The sequence below is a fragment of the Aeromonas sp. 603607 genome (genome assembly GCF_049171595.1).
Classification (GTDB): Bacteria; Pseudomonadota; Gammaproteobacteria; order Enterobacterales; family Aeromonadaceae; genus Aeromonas; species Aeromonas veronii.
This window is the reverse complement of sequence record NZ_JAAKOV010000020.1, coordinates 75,699-95,385: the sequence shown is the minus strand read 5'-3', so window position 1 is coordinate 95,385 and position 19,687 is coordinate 75,699. Positions and strand designations below refer to the sequence as shown.

General features: G+C 60.9%; 15 protein-coding genes and 1 pseudogene. 3 read left to right on the top strand and 13 right to left on the bottom strand.

The genetic code is table 11. From position 1 onward, the window contains the following. Positions 1-253 precede the first annotated feature (253 nt). Both G5315_RS17880 and G5315_RS17875 read left to right on the top strand, forming a co-directional pair. On the top strand, positions 254-760 hold the full coding sequence (locus G5315_RS17880) for an NUDIX domain-containing protein (RefSeq protein ID WP_421333600.1): 507 nt from the start codon (positions 254-256) through the stop codon (positions 758-760). A 132-nt stretch (positions 761-892) separates the two neighbouring features. Beyond that, positions 893-3,055: an AsmA family protein gene (locus G5315_RS17875; protein WP_421333598.1), complete on the top strand. Its 2,163-nt coding sequence runs from the start codon at positions 893-895 to the stop codon at positions 3,053-3,055. A gap of 72 nt (positions 3,056-3,127) precedes the next feature. Here G5315_RS17875 and glnE read toward each other — a convergent pair whose 3' ends face one another. The 9 genes and pseudogenes from glnE to G5315_RS17830 form a co-directional block, all read right to left on the bottom strand. Next, complete coding sequence (gene glnE, locus G5315_RS17870) at positions 3,128-6,001, bottom strand: bifunctional [glutamate--ammonia ligase]-adenylyl-L-tyrosine phosphorylase/[glutamate--ammonia-ligase] adenylyltransferase (protein ID WP_421333596.1); 2,874 nt, start codon at positions 5,999-6,001, stop codon at positions 3,128-3,130. Positions 6,002-6,159: 158 nt separating this feature from the next. After that, positions 6,160-7,503: an NCS2 family permease gene (locus G5315_RS17865; protein ID WP_421333595.1), complete on the bottom strand. Its 1,344-nt coding sequence runs from the start codon at positions 7,501-7,503 to the stop codon at positions 6,160-6,162. Positions 7,504-7,767: 264 nt separating this feature from the next. Next, entirely contained in the window at positions 7,768-8,097 is a 330-nt protein-coding gene (locus G5315_RS17860) for a hypothetical protein (protein ID WP_216951990.1), read from the bottom strand. A gap of 93 nt (positions 8,098-8,190) precedes the next feature. Further along, positions 8,191-9,858 carry an energy-dependent translational throttle protein EttA gene (gene ettA, locus G5315_RS17855; RefSeq protein ID WP_005338959.1) on the bottom strand — a complete coding sequence of 556 codons (1,668 nt, stop codon included), beginning with the start codon at positions 9,856-9,858 and terminating at the stop codon, positions 8,191-8,193. A gap of 191 nt (positions 9,859-10,049) precedes the next feature. Then, positions 10,050-10,880, bottom strand: a complete 831-nt coding sequence (locus G5315_RS17850) for a 5'-methylthioadenosine nucleosidase (protein WP_216951989.1) — start codon at positions 10,878-10,880, stop codon at positions 10,050-10,052. 107 nt (positions 10,881-10,987) lie between these two features. After that, on the bottom strand, positions 10,988-11,845 hold the full coding sequence (locus G5315_RS17845; protein ID WP_421333593.1) for a lytic transglycosylase domain-containing protein: 858 nt from the start codon (positions 11,843-11,845) through the stop codon (positions 10,988-10,990). 155 nt (positions 11,846-12,000) lie between these two features. After that, complete coding sequence (locus tag G5315_RS17840; protein ID WP_227341324.1) at positions 12,001-12,189, bottom strand: hypothetical protein; 189 nt, start codon at positions 12,187-12,189, stop codon at positions 12,001-12,003. 204 nt (positions 12,190-12,393) lie between these two features. Next, positions 12,394-12,999: a DUF2076 domain-containing protein gene (locus tag G5315_RS17835; RefSeq protein ID WP_421333592.1), complete on the bottom strand. Its 606-nt coding sequence runs from the start codon at positions 12,997-12,999 to the stop codon at positions 12,394-12,396. A gap of 110 nt (positions 13,000-13,109) precedes the next feature. Next, positions 13,110-13,463: pseudogene (locus G5315_RS17830) on the bottom strand (protein CapI); the annotation flags it as partial. Positions 13,464-13,817: 354 nt separating this feature from the next. On the opposite strand from G5315_RS17830, the gene G5315_RS17825 reads away from it, so the two are divergent. Then, entirely contained in the window at positions 13,818-14,429 is a 612-nt protein-coding gene (locus tag G5315_RS17825) for a YitT family protein (RefSeq protein ID WP_069556328.1), read from the top strand. Between the two features lie 101 nt (positions 14,430-14,530). Here G5315_RS17825 and G5315_RS17820 read toward each other — a convergent pair whose 3' ends face one another. The 4 genes from G5315_RS17820 to G5315_RS17805 all read right to left on the bottom strand — a co-directional run bounded on the left by G5315_RS17820 (position 14,531) and on the right by G5315_RS17805 (position 19,659). Next, a complete protein-coding gene (locus tag G5315_RS17820; RefSeq protein ID WP_421236367.1) occupies positions 14,531-15,562 on the bottom strand; it encodes an ABC transporter ATP-binding protein in 1,032 nt (343 codons plus the stop codon). Continuing rightward, positions 15,559-16,617, bottom strand: coding sequence for an ABC transporter ATP-binding protein (locus G5315_RS17815; protein WP_236340973.1), 1,059 nt, complete (start codon positions 16,615-16,617; stop codon positions 15,559-15,561). The genes G5315_RS17820 and G5315_RS17815 overlap by 4 nt, the downstream gene beginning before the upstream one ends. A 31-nt stretch (positions 16,618-16,648) precedes the next feature. Beyond that, positions 16,649-18,466, bottom strand: coding sequence for an extracellular solute-binding protein (locus G5315_RS17810; protein ID WP_421333590.1), 1,818 nt, complete (start codon positions 18,464-18,466; stop codon positions 16,649-16,651). A gap of 149 nt (positions 18,467-18,615) precedes the next feature. Then, entirely contained in the window at positions 18,616-19,659 is a 1,044-nt protein-coding gene (locus G5315_RS17805; RefSeq protein ID WP_421333589.1) for an ABC transporter permease, read from the bottom strand. Positions 19,660-19,687 lie beyond the last annotated feature (28 nt).

The window sequence follows — 19,687 nt, the reverse complement described above, 5'->3', positions numbered from 1 at the left end:
TCAGAAGTGAAACGCGGTAGCGCCGATGGTAGTGTGGCATTCGCCATGCGAGAGTAGGACACTGCCAGGCACCCAATACAAGAAACCCCGCTCATCGAGCGGGGTTTTTTATTGCATGCAATTTATTAAATCGTCTGATAATTGTCCCGTTTTATTCCTCTCCCTTTGAATGCCTAGTCTTCCCCGTCGGTTTTACTCATAAAAAACGGTCACAACAGCGTAAAATGGTGCTTTATTTCGTCGGAGATAGCCCATGTTTTGTCCAAAATGCGGTGGTCAAACCTTGCAGAGCGTCAGCCCTAAAGAGTTTCTCTGTGGCTGCGGTTTTCATTTTTTCCAGAATGTGGCGACGGCGGTGATGGTGGCGCTTTGCTGGCAGGATGAGGTGCTGGTTGCGGTGCGTGCCCGCAATCCGGGCAAGGGGTTGCTGGATCTGCCGGGCGGATTTGTCGATCCCGGCGAGTCGCTTGAGGGGGCACTGGTGCGCGAGTTGCAGGAGGAGCTGGGGCTCGATGTCAGCGCTCATCCTTGTACCTATCTCGGTTCCTTTCCCAATATCTATCTCTACGATGGCATCACCTATCACACCTGTGACACCTTTTTCGCTATCAAGCTGAGTGAAAAACCGTTCATCCAGCCGGCTGACGATGTGGCCGCCTGTCAGTGGCTGAAGATCAGCGATATTCCCTTGCCCCGCTTTGCTTTCGAATCGACGCGCACCGCGGTGGCGCGGCTGCAGCAATCCTCTTTGCAAGCCTGATCCCTGCTGATGACGATGGGGATTGGCAGCGACCATCCCTGTCTCATCCTTGTCCACTTTTGTCCCGCAGACGCCATTCGTCAGACGGTGAGTGGTATAGTCAGCAGTGGATCCGGATTCAAGGAGCATATCGTGAAGAAGATAGTTCTCATCTTGCTCGGCATCGCCGTGGCGGCCTTGCTGGCCATAGTGACGTTGATAAGCCTTATCGACCCCAATCAATTCAAGCCCCAACTGGCTGAACAGGTGCGCAAGAGCACGGGCCGGGAGCTGGTGATGGCGGGGGAGATTGACTGGCGTTTCTGGCCGAGTCTCGGGCTCTCGCTGGAGAAGGTGGCTCTGCGCAATCCGGCCGGTTTTGCCGAGCCGGATCTGGTTCGTTTCGAGCAGGGCGAGGCCTCGGTGGCTCTGTTGCCGCTGCTCTCCCATCGCCTGGAGATTGGCAAGGTGACCCTGAGTGGCGCCCATCTCTTTATCCAGACCAAGGCGGATGGCAGCTCCAATCTGAGCGGACTGATCAAAGATGCCGCTGCTGATGCAAGCGAACCGGTCGTCCCCGCAACCCCTGCGCCAACCGCTGATAGCAAGCCCTGGCAGATCAGCTTGCAGGGGGTCGCGCTCTCCCAGGCCAGTGCGCTGGTACAGGATGATCGCAGCGGCACGTCGCTGCGACTGGATCGCCTCGATCTCGATATGGGGCAGCTGGCCACCGGTCAGTGGGTACCCGTGACGCTGGACGCTAAGGGGAGTGCCGACAAGCTCGCTTTCGATGTTAAAGGGCAGACCCAAATCAAGCTGGCGCAGGAGGTGATGGCCAGTGAACTGAAAGATCTGAGCCTCAGTGGCAGCCTGAGTGACCCGTCCCTGCGACTCGACAGTTTCTCCATCAAGGGAGACCGATTGGCCTTAGGTGAGTGGAGCAACCTCACGTTGGCGCTGAAGGGTGCCAAGGTAGAGGGGCAGCAAGCTTCACTGGCTGGCTCGCTGGAAGGAACACTCAAGGGACGGCTCGATAAAGAGATGAAGCTGGCCGAGCTCTCCGATATGGTGCTGACGGCTGCGCTGGAAGGTGATGCGCTGCCACGCCCGCAGATGAAGCTGAAACTGGCCGGCTTTGCCCGCGCCGAGATCGACAAGCAGTTGATTACCCTGAGCAAGCTGGTGATGAGTGCCGATGAGACGCTGCTGAGTGGTGATGGAACCGTGCAGCTTGGCGCTGTTCCCTCGATCAGCTTCGATCTCAAGGGGGAGAAGCTGGATCTCGACAAATGGCTCGCCAAATCGGCACCGACCACAACCGCACAGGCGAAAGAGGACAAACCGGCGGCCGGTGCTTCCAGTGCCGCTGCAAGTGACAATAAAGCGGTAACCGGCAAGAGCGAAGCCCTCTCCGCGGTTGAACCGGATCTGGGTGCGCTCAAAGGTGTGGATCTGGATGGTCGGTTGCAACTTGGCAGCCTGCGCCTGAAAGGGCTGGATCTCGGCGCCGTCGATATGCAGGTGGTTCTGGCCAAGGGACTGCTGACGCTCAAACAGTTCAGCGCGACCGTGGCTGGCGGTCAGGTAAACGCGAACGGGGTACTCGACGCGCGCCAGCAACCCACGACCTACAAGGTGCACCAGCAGGTGGCCGGGGTGAACATTCGTCCCTTGTTGCAGACTCTGGCTCAGAGCGATCTGCTGGAGGGCAAAGGCGATCTCGATGTGCAGGTGCAGGGGCGTGGTCTCTCCGCGCTGGCGCTGCGCAACGGGATGCAGGGCAAGGTGACATTGAAGCTGAGTGACGGTGCCCTGCACGGCATCAACCTGCCGGAGATGATCCGCGAGGCGCGGGCCACCCTCACCGGCAAGGGGGCCGAGCAGGTGAAGGAGGCGCGCAAGACCGACTTCAGCGCCCTCACCGCCAGCTTCCAGATTGCCGACGGCATCGCCCGCAGCAACGACATCCAGCTTTTTGCCCCCGCCTTGCGGGTCAAGGGGGAGGGGCAGACGGCGCTGGTGCCGGAGAGCCTCGACTTCCTGTTCCTCACCTCCATTGTCGAGAGCAGCAAGGGGCAGGGAGGAAAGGATGTGGATGAGCTGAAGGAGATCACCATTCCGGTGCGGATCGGTGGCCACTGGCAGGCTCCCAGCTATCACCTCGACGTGAAGGCGCTGCTCAGCAACAACAAGCTGTTGGAGGATAAGGCGCGCAAGGAGGCCGAACGGGGCCTCAAGAAGCTGCTGGGGGACAAGGCCGACAACGAGGCCGTCAAAGGGGTGGCCGACCAGCTGCTCAAGGGCTTGTTCAAATAGCCCCAGCCTTTCGTTTTATCTCCATGTAGAGCCCGCCTCGTGCGGGCCCTTTTTCATTGCCGCTAGCGGGAATTACTCCCCCAGCAGCAGTTGCCAGACTGCCAGCACATGGCCTCGTTCGGTCAGTAACTGGTCGTCGCTCACCTTGCGGGAGATCTCCGAGAGGTTGAGGCGATGGCCGAGGTTGCGGATCTCCAGATAGGCGTGCTTGAGCCCCTCCGCCTGCTCCAGCGTGAGTACCCCCGCCAGCACGCACTCATCGAAGATGCGCACGTTATCGGACCAGCGGGTGAGCGCCTCGGGTTCACCGCAGGCGTGGGCCAGCACCAGGTACTGGGCGATGAACTCGATGTCCACCATGCCGCCGGGGGACTGCTTGAGGTCGAACTCGCCGGCGCCCGCCTTGAGCAGGTGATCCCGCATCTTGTGGCGCATCTCGCGCACCTCGCGGGCCAGGGTCGGCAGTTCGCGCTCCTTGGCCAGCACGGCGCGGCGGATGCGGGCAAACTCGGCAACGATGGCGTCATCGCCATAGATGGGGCGGGCCCGCACCAGTGCCTGATGCTCCCAGGTCCAGGCCTCGTTTTGCTGATACTGCTCATAGGCCGAGAGGGACGAGACCAGCAGGCCGGAGTCGCCGGAGGGGCGCAGCCGCATGTCGATCTCGTAGAGAATGCCGGAGGGGGTGCGGGTGCTGAACAGGTGCAGGATCCGCTGTGCCAGGCGCAGGTAGAACTGGCGGCTGTCGATGGGTTTGCGCCCGTCGGTGTAGCTGTTGGGGTCGCCGCCGTGCAGGAACACCAGATCGAGATCCGAGCCGTAACCGAGCTCGATGCCGCCGAGCTTGCCGTAGGCCACTACCGCAAAGCCGCGCTGACCGCTCACCGCCACCTCGGGCGGTACCCCGTAGCGCTCGCTCATCTGGGCCCATGCCTGATTGACCACCTCCTCGGTGATCGCCTCCGCCAGCCAGGTGAGGTGGTCGCTCACCTTCATCAGCGGCAGGGCGCCGGCGATGTCGGCCGCCACGATGCGCAGCAGCTGCACCTGCTTGAACTGGCGCAGTGCCTCCATCTGCTGCTCCACATCCTCTTCGGGGATGCGCAGCAGGAACTGGCGCAGCTGGGGTTTGTACTGATCGAGCGGGGTGGGGTGATAGAGGTGCTGGGGATCGAGCAGCTCGTCCAGCAGGATGGGGTAGCGGGCCAGCTGCTCGCTCACCAGATGGCTGGCGTCGCACAGCCGCACCAGCTGGCGCAGGGCGCCCGGGTTCTCCGCCAGCAGCTGCAGATAGGCGCTGCGGGTGAAGATGCGGGTCAGCAGCTCGCACACCCGTTCGAACAGGCGGGCAGGTTGCTCGCTGGCGACCACCAGTCGCAGCAGCTCCGGCATCAGCCAGTCCAGCGCGATGCGCCCCTGCGGCCCTACCTGACGTCGCTTGTACTCCTCCTTGAAGCGCAGCAGGGCACCGCAGAGCGGGGCGGGCTCGGCCACGCCCTGTGCGGTCAGCAGTTTTTCCAGCTCGGCGGCGTCGAGCTCGGTGCGCCAGAGATCGAGCCAGAGCTGCTCCAGATGGGCGGGGGCCTCTTTCTCTTCCCCCACCACGGCGGCGAACTCCTGATGGACGGCAGCCATCTCCTCATCCAGATAAGCCATAAAGGTGCCCCAGTCGGCAAAGCAGAGGGCAGCGATCAGCCGCTGGCGATCCCGCTCTTCGGTGGGCAGGGTTTGGGTCTGCTGATCGCCGATCTCCTGCAAGATGTTTTCGACCCGACGCAGAAAGCGATAGGCATCCAGCAAGCGATCGCAATGGGCAGATTCGAGGGCGCCACATTGGGCGATGGCGGCCAGCGCTTCGGGCAGGTGACGCACCCGCAGCGCCGGTTCACGGCCGCCGCGAATAAGTTGCAGCGCCTGGGCGATAAATTCCACCTCGCGAATGCCGCCTGCCCCCAGCTTGATGTTGCCCTCCAGCCCCTTGCGGCGCACCTCGGCGGCGATCATCGCCTTCATCTGGCGCAGACCGTCGATAACGCCAAAGTCGATATAGCGGCGAAACACGAAGGGACGCAGCATTTCGGCCAGCTCCACTGCGTGCTCGCATTGGGGCCCCAGCACCCGCGCCTTGACCATGGCGTAGCGCTCCCAGTTGCGACCGTGGTGCTGGTAGTAATCCTCCATGGCGGCGAAGGAGATGGCCAGCGGCCCCGCATCGCCAAAGGGGCGTAAGCGCATATCGACCCGGAACACCTGACCATCCTGAGTGGGTTGGTGGAGGGCGTTGATGATGCGCTGGCCCAGCTTGATAAAGAACTGCTGGTTGGCGAGCTCGCGTCGCCCGCCAACCGTGTAGCCGTTTTCGGGGAAGGTGAAGATAAGGTCGATGTCCGAGGAGAAGTTCAGCTCGCCACCGCCCAGCTTGCCCATACCAAGGATAAGCAGCGGTTGCGGGTTGCCGTTGCCGTCCATCGGGGTGCCCAGTTCGCCACACTGTTTGGTGTAGAGCCAGTCGCGGGCAGAGCAGATCAGGGCATCCGCCAGTTTGGTGAGGTGGATAAAGCTCTCTTCTACTTCAGCGTGGCCCAGCAGCTCGCGCCAGGCGATCACCAGCATGCGGCTGCGGCGGAACTGGCGCAGGATGCGCTTGAGCGCCTCTTCATCACTCACCTCGGCGAGCAGGGCGGTCAGATCGCTCTGGTAGGCGGGCCAGCGCTCGGAGCGCTCCAGATCCCCGGAGGCGAGCAGTTCGGTCAGCAACTCTGGCTGTTTGAAGAGGGAGTCGGCGACAAAATCGGAGAGGCCGAGCAGGGTCAGCAGGGTCTGGTGCACCGGCTCGGGCTGCGTGCCGTAGTCGGGGGCCAGTTCAATCAGCCGTTGCCAATGGCGCTGGGCCAGCTCCTGCAGCAGGGGGGAGAAGGCGGAGAGAGAGGGAGAGTGCTGGGCCACGGTTGCCGTCCTTGTGATTAACGAAACTGCCGGATAAAAAGCTGGCTGCCAATCTAGCACTGTCGGGCCCCCGCGTCACAGCGCAGGGGCGAGAAGCATGATCCGGCAAATAAAAATGGGCTCCCTGTCGGGAGCCCATCGGATTGCGCTGGTCATTATCAGTGGCTATCGACCCAGAAGAACTTGAGGACGAACAGCAGGGCAACCACCAGCACGCAGGGGTTGATTTCGCGCCAGCGGCCGGTGCCCGCCTTCATCACGCAGTAGGAGATAAAGCCAACTGCGATCCCCTCGGTGATGGAGAAGCTGAACGGCATCATGACGGCGGTCATAAAGGCCGGTACCGCTTCGGTCAGATCTTCCCACTTCACTCGGGTCAGCTCGGAGCACATCAGCACGCCCACATAGATAAGGGCGCCAGCGGCGGCATAGGCCGGCACCATGGCGGCGACCGGGGAGAAGAAGATCGCCAGCAGGAACAGCAGGCCGACCACGATGGCGGTTAGACCGGTACGGCCGCCGACGGCGACGCCGGAGCTGCTCTCGATAAAGGCGGTGACCGAGGAGGTGCCCATAAAGGCGCCGCCGACCGAGCTGGCGCTATCCACCAGCAGGGCCTGTTTCATGCGCGGGAAGTGGCCCTTGTCATCGGCCAGCTTGGCGCGGTTGGTTACGCCGATCAGGGTGCCGGAGGAGTCGAACAGGTTGACCAGCATAAAGGAGAAGATGATCCCGGCGAGGCTGATATCGAGCGATCCCATCAGATCCAGCTGGCCGAACACCGGTTCGATGCTGGGGGGCATGGAGACAAAGCCCTTGAAGGTGACATCGCCAAACAGCCAGCCCAGACCCGTGGTGACCACGATGGCGATCAGCACGGCGGAGTGGACGCCGCGAGCGGAGAAGATGCAGATCAGGAAGAAACCGAGTAGACCCAGCAGGCAGGGCAGGGAGGTGAGGTTGCCCACGGTCACCATGGTGGCCGGGCTCGCGACCACAATCCCGGCGTTGTGCAGGCCGAGCAGGGCGATCAGCAGACCGATACCGGCGGTGATGCCAACCCGCAGGGTGAGCGGGATGTTGCCGATCAGCCAGTAGCGCACCCGCAGCAGGGTGAGGATCAACAGACCCATGGCACCCCAGAAGATGGTGCCCATGCCCACTTGCCAAGAGTAACCCATGCCGGCGACCACCACGAAGGCGAAGAAGGCGTTGAGGCCCATGGCGGGGGCCAGCGCGATCGGCAGGTTGGCCAACAGGCCCATCAGTATGCTGCCGATACCGGCGATGAGGCAGGTGGTGACGAACACGGCCTGGGTGTCCATGCCCGCAGCAGAGAGGATCTGCGGGTTGACGAACACGATATAGACCATGGTCAGGAAGGTGGTGATACCGGCGATCACTTCGGTGCGGGCGGTAGTGCCATGGCCTTGCAGGGCAAACAGGCGCTCAAGCAATCCTTGCCCGGCGGCCTGATTGGCAGCTTGGTGTTGTTGATTCATGTTGGATTCCAATAGGTGACGTGAAATAAGCAGCAGGGGAACGGGCTATCCCATCCATGCGGGGTAAATTGCCCTGTTTCTGGCGGTTAAGTAACCAGACTCGTCCTGATACCGTGACAGCGCGCACATTTTTACACAGGCGGCGCCGTTTACAAACCCCGGATCTGCGAAGCAGATCAATGAATAGAGTAAAAATTCAAACGTTTGCTTTTTGAGCATGAAAAAAGGTTCTCAGCAGAGAACCTTTTATCGAAAATTGGAGGCTTAAAGGGTTTTGAAGTAGCGCTCGACCAGCTGGGCCAGCACCGAGTCGAGCCGGTCTTGCACTTCACCCAGTTCACGGCCGAAGCGGCGCAGAAACAGGCTTGCCTGCTCTTCGGTCAGCTTGCGCCCCTCGATAAAGAACTCTTGCTCCGGCAGCTGCTTGTCATAGCGGGGGATCAGCACCCAGCTCACCAGCTCGGGCTCCACGGCGGCAAAAATCTTGGCAGCAGCGGCACAGAAGGTCTCTATATGTGTCTTGCCATCCGGCCCGAGACAACCCGGTTCAACCCGGATCTGGATGGTGAGTTTTTTCTCTATGGGGGTCGTCATCGTGCTACATCCATGCAAAGGCATCCGTCTAGGATTGTAAGCCAAAAGACAACAGAAAGGGGAGCCGGAGCTCCCCTCAACACGCAGTCAGCCTTATTTGGCGATGCGCTTGTACTTGGCGCGATGGGGCTGGATCGCCTCGGCGCCGTAGGTCTTCTTCTTCCACTCTTCGTATTCGGTAAAGTTACCTTCGAAGAACTCGATCTTGCCCTCATCCTGATAGTCCAGGATGTGAGTGGCGATACGGTCGAGGAACCAGCGGTCGTGGGAGATGACCATGGCACAACCCGGGAACTCCAGCAGGGCGTTCTCGAGGGCGCGCAGGGTTTCGATATCCAGATCGTTGGTCGGTTCATCCAGCAGCAGCACGTTGCCGCCGGTCTGCAGCAGCTTGGCCAGGTGCAGACGACCGCGCTCACCACCGGAGAGTTCGCCAACCCGCTTCTGCTGGTCGGAACCCTTGAAGTTGAAGCGGCCGATATAGGCGCGGCTCGGGAACTCGTAGTTGCCGATGCGCAGGATATCCTGACCGTCAGCGACCTCTTCGAAGACCGTCTTCTTGTCATCCATGCTGTCGCGGAACTGATCGACAGAGGCCAGCACCACGGTTTCACCCAGGGTGATGGCGCCGGAATCCGGCTGCTCCTGACCCGACATCATGCGGAACAGGGTCGACTTACCGGCACCGTTCGGGCCGATGATGCCGACGATGGCACCCTTCGGAATGGCAAACGACAGATCGTCGATCAGCACCCGATCACCGTAGGATTTGCGCAGGTTGGCCACTTCCACCACCTTGTCGCCGAGGCGCGGTCCGGGCGGAATGAACAGCTCGTTGGTCTCGTTGCGCTTCTGGTAGTCGTTGGTGTTGAGCTCTTCGAAGCGAGCCATACGGGCCTTGGACTTGGCCTGACGCCCTTTCGGGTTTTGACGAACCCACTCCAGCTCTTTCTCGATGGACTTGCGACGGGCCGCTTCGGAACTGGCTTCCTGCGCCAGACGGGCGTCCTTCTGCTCCAGCCAGGAGGAGTAGTTGCCTTCCCACGGGATACCCTCGCCGCGGTCCAGCTCCAGGATCCAGCCTGCCACATTGTCGAGGAAGTAACGGTCGTGGGTGATGGCCACAACAGTGCCTTCATAGTCGTGCAGGAAGCGCTCCAGCCAGGCCACGGATTCCGCATCCAGGTGGTTGGTCGGTTCGTCCAGCAGCAGCATGTCCGGCTTTTCCAGCAGCAGACGGCAGAGCGCCACACGGCGGCGCTCACCACCGGAGAGGTGTTTGATCTTGGCATCCCAGGCCGGCAGGCGCAGGGCATCGGCCGCGCGCTCCAGCTGGTTTTCCATGTTGTGGCCGCCCTGGGCCTGGATGATGGCTTCCAGCTCGCCCTGTTCGCGGGCCAGCTTGTCAAAGTCGGCATCCGGGTCGGCGTAGGCCGCATAGACCTCGTCTAGGCGGGCCATGGCGCGTTTCACCTCGCCAACGGCCTCTTCGACCGCTTCGCGTACGGTCTGCTCCGGCTCCAGCTTCGGCTCCTGCGGCAGGTAGCCGATCTTGATGCCGGGCTGTGGACGGGCTTCCCCTTCGATCTCGGTGTCGATGCCCGCCATGATGCGCAGCAGGGTCGATTTACCGGCGCCGTTCAGACCCAGCACGCCGATCTTGGCGCCCGGGAAGAAGCTCAAGGAGATGTTCTTGAGAATATGACGCTTGGGCGGCACTACCTTGCCGACCCGGTTCATGGTGTAAATAAATTGAGCCATTGGCTAATTCTCTTCCTTTTCAGCAGGTTAATGTCTTGGCATTAACAGACTGATGTTGTGGTGGGGCCAGGTCGACACAGGTCAACCCGGTTCCAAAAAACGTTCCGATTGTAAACCAATGGGCAAGGGGGGGCAAAGATGGGGGGGGGGGGGAAGATAGGCCGCCTGTCATGACGGCCTCTTATAGGGCCTTATGCCTTGTGGAAACTGTTGATCAGCGCGTTTGCGTAATCAATGACAAATTGCTGGCAGTGGATGGCAGTCTGCGGGTCAAACTCTTCACCGTGGAGATCGGTATTGGAGAGTACCCGGATGCCGACAAAGGGTACCTTGTAGGCCTCAGCCACTAGGGCGGCGGAGGAGGTTTCCATCTCTTCCGCGGCGGTCTGGTAGGTCTGATGCAGCCAGTTGATGCGCGCTACCTGTCGGTTCCACTCATCGGCGGTGCCAATGATGCCGCCTACTACTCGGCCGTGGCGATAGCGATCGGCCATACCGAGGGCGCGGCCAATCAGCTCGGGATCGCCAGCGAACGAGCTGTGCTCCACCAGCTTGCCGTTATCGCGCAGACGCATGGTGACCTCGAAGTTGTGCCATTTGCTCGGATCGACGCCTTGCTCGGCGGGCATTAGGTCACTGCGATAGGCTCCCATGTTGAAGCTCTTGGTGCCGATAACGATATCGCCCCGGTGCAGTGCCGGATCATGGCCTCCTGCCGTACCCTGATTGATGATGAGACGCGGCTTGAAACGCTCAATCGCCAACGTGGTGGCGGCAGCGGCATTGGCCAGACCCACCTCGGTGCGGGAGATGACCACCGGATAGTCCGAGATAGTACCCTGCCAGTATGTCCAGGCCCCCACAGTCAGCTCCGTCTTGTCTTTCAGTGCGGCAACGAGAGTTTCGACTTCGACGTCCATCGCCCCCTGGATCAGGATGGGGGCCGGGGTGGCCGCCATCACGCTGGAGGAGAGGAGGGCAAAGAGGGTGAGCAGGCGCGAACAGCGTTTGATGATATTCATGGGATACCTGTAGGGCTGGCGAGAAAGCGCCGGATCCTACCGAAATGAAAACGGTTGCGCAATGTTGGTGCGTGTTTTGTCAGTAACGGACATGCTGATGAATGGCCTCAGGGCTGCTTGTGGCCAGCGAAGTAGAGCACCCGTTTTACATACTCCTGTGTTTCGTCATAGGGTGGGATCCCGCCATAGCGTTCCACCGCTTTTTCCCCGGCATTGTAGGCCGCCGAGATCAGCACCCAGTCGCCATCGAAGCGGCGATCCAGCCACTTGAGATAGGTGACGCCGCCCTTGATGTTCTGGGCCGGATCGAATGGACGGGTCACCCCGAACCGTTGCTGGGTTTCGGGGATCAGCTGCATCAGCCCTTGGGCATTCTTGGGTGAAACGGCGCGGCTGTTGAGGTTGGATTCGGCGATGGCAATCGCCAGCACCAGCCGGGCATCCACCTGATGGTGTTTGGCGGCGTGGCGCAGCATGGTGACCAGTTTTTGCTTGGCGGGGGGCTGGCGCGCAACCCAGGTGTCGACATTGAAGGGGGTGGAAGGGAGCCCGGCCAGATAGCCACCCTGACCGCCACGGATCCCGATGCCACACCGCTCCCCCATAGGGGCATTGCCGATGCGGGCGTTGTAGTAACGGGCGGCCTGTTGGTTACCCAGGCGCATAGCCATGGCGAGATAACTGTTGGCCAGCCTGGCGCTGCGCACCGAGGCTGGGCCGGTGGCGAGCAGGCGGCCGATCCGGAAATAACCTTCGGGATTGCCGGTGCTGGCGGCGACACAGTAGAGGGCGATGGCTTTTTGCAGATTGCCGTGTTGCTGGGCCACTTGACCCTGCTTGATCGCCGTTAGCGCCTTGGGGGCCTGTCTGAAATCCCTGCCTTGTGCCATCGCCCGCGGCGTACCTGCCAGTAACAACGACAAAAAAAGCAGCAAAAACAGTCCGTTTTCGCTGATGTGCCTCATGGGTTATCTCCTGTTTGAGTACAGAAGATATAGAGGAACATGGCTGCTATCGCCATGAACCCAGTGGATCCTGTTGTTATAGCCGGTTGGTTTCAGAGAGCAAAACGGTATGGAACTAACGGCATCTCGACAGTTTCACACCATTTTTCATCCGGTTAAAAGTCGTGGTGATACTCCTGCTCATCCAGCACGGCGGGAGGAAGCGCGCGATAGAAGCTGCCAATTTCGCTGACAACCCAGAGCAAAAGCAGGGCCAGCAGGCTGAGCAGGGGAAGCAGAGAGTGGCTCTGGGTCAGGGCATAGGCCGCAATGGCGGCACCGGTCAAAAGCAGGGTTCGGATCATGAGGTGGCTCCTTGTCGTCATGGGGGTGTTGCGTGGCCACGGACAGAGCGCCTGGGGTCGGGAGTTGTTCCCGGGTGGCACGAAGCGCGCTGAGTATATCGCGTCATGCCGCTGCCGATCCGTGGTGTCATCACACTTTCCATAGTCATGGGTTTCGTATCGAGTTGGGCCCCGCCAGATGCGGGGCCAGTAATGGTTTGACGGTCAGAAGAAACCGCCGTTGTTATCGTCACTGTCGGCCCAGCCGCCACTCAGGTTATCGTCGTCGAGAAAACTGCTGCCAACATCGGGAGGTGAATCCCAGCCGTCCCAGCGTACCGGTTCCGCATCGACCGGATTGGCGATGGGCGCTGGCTCTATTATGTCGATGATCTCCTCGGGCCGGTTGCTGTGAAACAGTCCGCCGATCATGTCGGCCAGCATCACGCCACCGGCAACCCCGGCTGCGGTTTGCAGGGCGCCCTCTAAAAAGGAGCTGGCACGGGACGCGGGCTGGGCAGGCGCGGTTGCCGGTGGCGGCGTAAAGCGCGGGGGCGTGCTGCTCTCGCTACCAAACAGGCCGGAGAGAAAACTGCCGCCGCTCGAACTGTTCTGGCTGGCCTCCAGCTCCTTGACTCGATCGTTGAGGCGGGTAAGGGCTGCCTGCTGGATCAGCAGCGCCTGGGCCATGTAGTAGGGGGCATCGGGCTGCTCTGCCAGATGCTGGCGGATCAGCTGATCCGCTTGTGGGTCTCGTTTGCTATCCATGGCTTGCGCTTGCTTGAGGCGGTCGAACAGTCCATCGATCAGACCCTGTTCCTGTGATTGCATCTCAAATCCTCGCTATGGTGCGCAGACAGTGCGTTCAGCCATCCTAAAACCCGCGGGGCATCAGTGGTATCTGATTAACTCATCAATGACCGAGAGGCTGCCCGTGCTCGTCAGCGGACGGGCCGGTAGTAGTTGAGATACCAGCGGACAAACTCGGCAACACCTTGCTTGAGGGGCGTGGCGGGGCGCAGGCCGGTGAGGGTGTGCAGCGGCTCGCTGTCGGCCCAGGTGGCGTGCATGTCGCCTGCCTGCATCGGCTGCATCCGCTTGATGGCGGGCTTGCCGATGGCCTCTTCCAGCGCCTCGATAAAATCGAGCAGCCGCACCGGCTGGCCGTTGCCGATATTGAGGATGCGGTAGGGGGCGGCGCTCTCGGCCGCGCTCTGCTCGCTGGCATGCCAATCGGGATTGGGGCGGGGCGGCTGGTCGGCCATGGTGAGGATCCCCGCGACGATGTCGTCTATATGAAAACCGATAAAACCGGCGACGCCGGTGACCAGATAGGTCATGGTTGGGGTCCTGTGCAGATCATGGGGCTCCTTACGGTGATGGGCAAAGGGGGCTGCGCGCTTTGTAGCAGAGCCGGCGCGTTTGTGCCATGGCAAACCGCCTCTGACGGCGCGGCATGCTGCATCTTGGTGCAGCGAGTGTCAATGCCAGATGACAGGCACCAGAATGGGGCGTTCAGCCTGACTGTTGTGATCATTTTCACAAAAAATAGACTGGACCCCATAACGAAGCCCTGTGGACAGGGCTCGCAGCCTGCCCGCAACGGCAGGCGACAGACACTCTCTCTTTACTTCGCTTGGATACAGGTTATGGACAACACCTCGATTCGCACTGCCCATCCCATTTATGAGGATGTGCTGGCCCTGCTGACGGCGGCCAGCTTTGTTTCCCTCGGCATCTTTCTGTTTCATCAGGTTGGCCTGCTCACCGGCGGGACTGCCGGGCTGGCGCTGCTGCTGCAAAAGGTGACCGGCATCAGCTTCGGCCTGCTGTTTTTCGGCATCAACCTGCCCTTCTATGCGCTGGCATGGCTGCGGATGGGGCCACGTTTTACCTTCAACACCTTTGTCTCGGTGGCGGCGGTCTCCTACATGACCGATCACCTCAACGGTGTATTGCAGATCGGCAAGATAGAGCCCCTCTATGCGGCGCTGATCGGCGGTACCCTGATTGGCATGGGTCTGCTCATCATGTTTCGTCACAAGTCGAGTCTGGGGGGCTTCAACATTCTGGCGCTCTTTATTCAGGATCGCTTTGGCATCCGGGCGGGCAAGCTGCAGATGGGGCTCGATTGCGCCATTGTTGTCGCCTCGTTTTTCGTGGTGCAGCCCTGGATCCTGGCGCTTTCCATCGTGGCGGCGGTTATCTGTAATCTGGTGTTGACACTCAACCACAAGCCGGGCCGTTACCAGATTGCCTGACAAGCGGTAGCCGTGACCCGATAAGACAAGAGTGACCCGATAGCACGAGGCGGCCTGATGGCCGCCTCGTCTGTTTCTCCCCTGGTGTTTGTTCGCTGCGCCTAGCTCGCCTGTTCCAGCCTGCTGTCGCCGCTCATGGCGTTGCCGCTGATAGCGTGACCACCGACGGCGAGCGGGGTGTGGCAGGCCACTTGATGATGGGCCTCATCACACGCCTCAAGCTTGGGTGCCTTGCTTTTGCACAACTCGGTCGCATGGGGGCAGCGCTGGTGGAAGTGGCAGCCGCTTGGCGGCGAGATGGGGGAGGGCACATCGCCGGTCAGCAGAATGCGCTGACTGCGCCTGCGCGGGTCCGGTACCGGAATGGCAGAGATCAGCGCCTGGGTGTAAGGGTGGCGCGGCGCCAGATAGAGCGACTGGGCATCCGCCAGCTCGACGATCCGTCCCAGATACATCACCGCGATGCGATCCGAGATGTGTTTGACCACCGACAGATCGTGGGCGATGAAGATGATGGAGAGGTTCATCTCCCGCTGCAGGCTGAGCAGCAGGTTGACGATCTGCGACTGCACCGAGACATCGAGGGCCGAGACTGCCTCGTCGCACACCAGCAGCTTGGGCTTGAGGGCGATGGCGCGGGCGATGCCGATCCGCTGGCGCTGACCGCCGGAAAACTCGTGGGGGTAGCGATCCACCGCACTGCCCGGCAGGCCCACTTTTGCCAGCAACTCCTGCACCCAGCCGCGGCGCTGCTCAGTGTTGCCTTTACCGTGGATGATAAAGGGCTCCTCCAAAATCTGGCCCACGGTGTGGCGGCTGTTGAGGGATTCTGCAGGGTCCTGAAACACCATCTGCATCTCCTGACGCAGGGAGCGCATCTCCTTCGGGCTGAGGGCGGTGATGTCGCGCCCCTCGAAGGTGATGGTGCCTGCGGTCGGCTCGAACAGCTTGAGCAGGCTGCGCCCGAGGGTGGACTTGCCGCAGCCCGACTCACCCACCAGCCCCAGCGTCTCCCCCTGCTTGAGATCGAAGCTGATGCCATCCACCGCGTGAACCTTATATTGCTTGCGCAGGAAGCCGCCTCCCAGCCGGAAGTGCTGTTTCAGATCCCTGACCGATAACAGAGTGCTCATGGGGTCAACTCCTTCCAGTAGTGACAGGCGACATGGTGGCGCGGATTGAGTTGCTCCACCGCCGGAATGGCGCTGATGCAGAGATCGGTCGCATGGGGGCAGCGGTTGGAGAAGCGGCAGCCTGCGGGCATCTCGTGCAGGGCTGGCACCTGTCCCTTGATGGTCTTGAGCAGGCTCTTGGGCTCATCCTCCAGGCGCGGGATCGAGCTCATCAGGCCGTGGGTATAGGGGTGACGGGGATGGTCAAACAGTTCGAACACATCGGCCTGCTCCACCGCCCGCCCGGCGTACATCACCACCACTTCGTCGCACAGCTCTGCAACCACCCCCAGATCGTGGGTGATAAAGATGATGGCCATCCCGGTCTGGGCCTGCAGCTCTTTCATCAGTTCGAGGATCTGGGCCTGAATGGTAACATCCAGCGCCGTGGTCGGCTCGTCGCAGATAAGCAAGTCTGGCTCGCAGGAGAGCGCCATGGCGATCATCACCCGCTGGCGCATACCGCCGGAGAGGTTGTGGGGATAGACCGCAAAGCGTTGGGCTGGTTCCGGGATCCCCACCTTCTGCAGCATGGCGATGGCCGCGGCTTTACGCTGGGCCTTGTCATACTCGGGGCGATGGAGACGAAACACCTCCATCAGCTGCTCACCGACCGTCTGCACCGGGTTGAGGGCCGTCATCGGCTCCTGAAAGATCATCGAGATGCGGTTGCCGCGCACCTTGTACATCTGATCCGGCGCAAGCGACAGCAGCTCCTCCCCCTGAAAGCGGATAGAACCGGCTACCACCTGACCGTGGGGTTTGGGCAAGAGCCCCATGATGGCGAGCGAGGTAACGCTCTTGCCACAGCCGGACTCGCCGACGATCCCCAGCGTCTGACCCGGGGCCACCTTGAAGCTGACCCCGTCGAGCACCTTGATTTTGCCGTCATCGACGGCGAACTCCACCTCAAGATCGCGTACTTCGAGGATTGGGGCCTGGTGCTGGCCGTTATCAGCGGCGAACTCCCCCCCGTTATCCGGTACGTCAAGAATGGGGGCCTGAGTGTTGGGCATAACGGCTGCTCCCTTCGCAATGGCCTGAATATCAATGACGTGCATAGGTCTTGTCGAGCAGGTTGATGGGCGCCAGCGCCTCCCCTGCCTCCTTGGCGTTGCGGGTCTCTTCCTTCACCTTGGGATCGAGCCAGAGCAGACCGCCACTACTGTGAGGATAACCGTCCATCGGCCAGTAGAGCAGATCCGGCGTGTTCTTGGTGGCAGGCACCTCCGGCAGCATCACATAACGCCAGCTGCTGGCCCGCACATAGTTGAGCTGCACCCCGGGCACGAAGATGGCGAGATCATAGATGCGCTGCTGGATCTGCTGGGAGAGCTTGGCCCGCTTGGCCATGTCGAATTCGACGTTGTAGGCGTCGATCAGTGCGTCCAGCTCCTTGTCCGCTACGTTGAACAGGTTGTTGGTCTGCGGTTTGTTGGCATTGGCGGAGTGGAACGACTCCCAATATTGTGGATAGAGACCGCCGCCGCCCCAGCCAAGCCAGGCCGCCTCGTGTTTCTTCTCCAGCATCACCTTGAAGCCGGTGGCGCCATCCACTAGGTTAAGCTCCAGATCGAGACCCGCTTTCTTGGCCTCCTCTTTCAACACGGTCAGGCGCTTGGAGTGCTCCTGACTGGTGTAGGTGAGTGCCAGCGTCAGCCGCTCCCCCTTCTCATTTTGCAGGATGCCGTCCGGCCCCGGCTTGTTGTAACCGCCCTTGGCAAAGTACTCCCGCGCCTTGCCGATGTCATAAGCCCGCTCCGGCAGCGTCATGTCGGTGAACTCGCCAAAACCCGAGCCGAAGGTGGTGGCTCTGTCATAGTCGCCGCGCAGCACGGTCTCGATCATCTTGTCGATGTTGAAGGCGTGCTGGATGCCGAGGCGCACGTTCACGTCCGCCAGCTTGGGGTTGGCCACATTGAGGTGCACCCCCTGACCGCCCTGTTTGGTGTCGGTCATGGCCATTACCTTCTGCACGTAGCCTTTTTTGTACTCCGGGGTGACCGCTTTTTCATGCCACCAGTTGGGCAGGATCATCTCGAAGGTATCGATCTCCCCTTTCAGGAAGTGGCGGAAGGCGATGTTGTGGTCGCGGATCACCTGCACCTTGATGGTGTCGATGTTGAATCTGTGCTGGTTGTAGCGATCGTCTTTTGCCCACCAATCCTTCTGCTTGCTGAAGGTGACCGACTTGCCCTTCTTGACGTCGCTGATCACGTAGGGGCCTGTGGTGGGAACCACGGCCCAGTTGTACTGCTTCACCCAGTTGGGGGTCAGCTTGTAGTAGTGCTTGGGCTGGGGCCACAGCTCGGTGGTGTTGAGCAGGTCCATCTTGGCCTTGCGGTTGCCCGCTTTGACCATAATGGTGTGATCATCGATCTTCTCTACCGCGACCACTTCAGTGGTGTAGTAGTTGTTGAACCAGGGCCCCTTGATGTGTTTGGAGCGCATCATCTCGTAGCCGAAGGTGTAGTCGTCAGCATTGACCGGCTTGCCATCCGACCATTTGGCGCGGGGATCCAGCTTGAAGTAGACGGTCTGGCTGTCTGGCGCGATGGCCCAGTGGGTCGCGAGCGAGGGGATGGGGTTGCCGGTATTGGGATGGAAGCTGATGAGTCGCAACTGGTTATCGAGAATAAAGGAGCGGAACGATCCGTTTGAGTCAGGCCCCACGGTGCGGAACGTCAGCGGAAAGCTCTCCACAAACATATTGAGGCTGCCGCCCGGCTGCGCCTTGGGGGAGGCGAACACAGGATCCGTGTCGTTGGTCTCCCATTTGAGATCCGCGGGCAGGCTGGCCGCCCAGACCCAGGATCCGTTTACCAGCACAAAGAGAGCACCTATCCATTTGATTTTATTTTTCATGTTTGACTTCCAGGTCTGGCCCCTACACTGGGGGTCTTGATTGATAACGGGATTATCCCTTGCTCCCGGGACCGCCGATGGCGGCGGCCCGTCCTTCATTAATCACTGTTCGTTACCCGACGCCTGCCGATGCGCTGGCATCGGCTGGCTTATTGGTAACGGGTAAATTTGCGCGGATCGAACGCCTCGCGGATCGCCTCACCGATAAAGGAGACCATGATCAGCACCAGACTCACCGCGGCCACCACCGAGCTGACGATCCAGATGGCATCCAGATTGTTGATGCCCTGGGAGAGCAGCTCCCCCCAGCTCGGGGTCGGCGGTGCCAGCCCGAAGCCCAGATAGTCGAGGGCCGTCAGGGTGGAGATATTGCCCACCACGGCGAATGGCGCCAGGGTAACGATCATCATCAGGGTGTTGGGCAGGATGTGGTTGAAGATGATCCGCCCGGTGGTCGCCCCTTGCGCTCGCGCCGCCATCACATAGTCTCGCGCCCGCTCCTTGTAGGTGAGGGTGCGCATATACCAGGTGATCCCCATCCAGCCGAACAGCACGTTGATGGCGACAAACAGGCCGAAGTTGGGCTTGGCCAGCGACACCAGGATCATGATGACGTAGAGAAACGGCACCTGGGACCAGAGCTCTATAAAGCGTTGCAGAATGAGGTCAAAGCGGCCGCCGAGAAAGCCCATCAGACAGCCGATGGTGACCCCGATGGCGTAACTGGCCGCCAGCGCGATAAAGGCAAAGCCGATGGCGATGCGAAAGCCGTAAACCAGTCGCGCCAGCACGTCGCGGCCGCTGGTGTCGGTGCCGAGGAAGTGGCGCTCGGCCGCGCTGGGGGCGTAAGGCGGGTAGGCATCCTCCTTGAAATCCTGCTCGTAGGGGTTCCAGGGTACCGGCGGCAGCAGCACCCAGTCGCCCTGGCCCTCTGCGGCAAATTTGGCCTTGAGCTGGCGGTAGTTGGTTTCGTACTCGTAATCGAGCCCGAACTGCTGACCGGGGATCACATCGCCATAGGTGGGGAAATGCAGCTGGCCCTGATAGCTCACCATCAGTGCCCGGCTGTTGACCAGCAGCTCCGCCAGCAGGGAGAGCAGCACCAGGGTGGTGAAGATGATGAAGGAGTAGTAACCGCGCTTGATCGATTTGAAGCGCTTGAGTTTTTTCAAGGTAACCGGATTGAGCTTCATGGTCAGTCTCCAAACCGCACGCGGGGAT

Coding starts and splice junctions, on each gene's coding strand:
- G5315_RS17825 (WP_069556328.1), top strand. CDS start 13,818: ATGGACAACACCTCGATTCGCACTGCCCATCCCATTTATGAGGATGTG.
- G5315_RS17835 (WP_421333592.1), bottom strand. CDS start 12,999: ATGCAATCACAGGAACAGGGTCTGATCGATGGACTGTTCGACCGCCTC.
- G5315_RS17865 (WP_421333595.1), bottom strand. CDS start 7,503: ATGAATCAACAACACCAAGCTGCCAATCAGGCCGCCGGGCAAGGATTG.
- G5315_RS17805 (WP_421333589.1), bottom strand. CDS start 19,659: ATGAAGCTCAATCCGGTTACCTTGAAAAAACTCAAGCGCTTCAAATCG.
- G5315_RS17860 (WP_216951990.1), bottom strand. CDS start 8,097: ATGACGACCCCCATAGAGAAAAAACTCACCATCCAGATCCGGGTTGAA.
- G5315_RS17840 (WP_227341324.1), bottom strand. CDS start 12,189: ATGATCCGAACCCTGCTTTTGACCGGTGCCGCCATTGCGGCCTATGCC.
- G5315_RS17820 (WP_421236367.1), bottom strand. CDS start 15,562: ATGAGCACTCTGTTATCGGTCAGGGATCTGAAACAGCACTTCCGGCTG.
- G5315_RS17810 (WP_421333590.1), bottom strand. CDS start 18,466: ATGAAAAATAAAATCAAATGGATAGGTGCTCTCTTTGTGCTGGTAAAC.
- G5315_RS17815 (WP_236340973.1), bottom strand. CDS start 16,617: ATGCCCAACACTCAGGCCCCCATTCTTGACGTACCGGATAACGGGGGG.
- ettA (WP_005338959.1), bottom strand. CDS start 9,858: ATGGCTCAATTTATTTACACCATGAACCGGGTCGGCAAGGTAGTGCCG.
- G5315_RS17845 (WP_421333593.1), bottom strand. CDS start 11,845: ATGAGGCACATCAGCGAAAACGGACTGTTTTTGCTGCTTTTTTTGTCG.
- G5315_RS17880 (WP_421333600.1), top strand. CDS start 254: ATGTTTTGTCCAAAATGCGGTGGTCAAACCTTGCAGAGCGTCAGCCCT.
- G5315_RS17850 (WP_216951989.1), bottom strand. CDS start 10,880: ATGAATATCATCAAACGCTGTTCGCGCCTGCTCACCCTCTTTGCCCTC.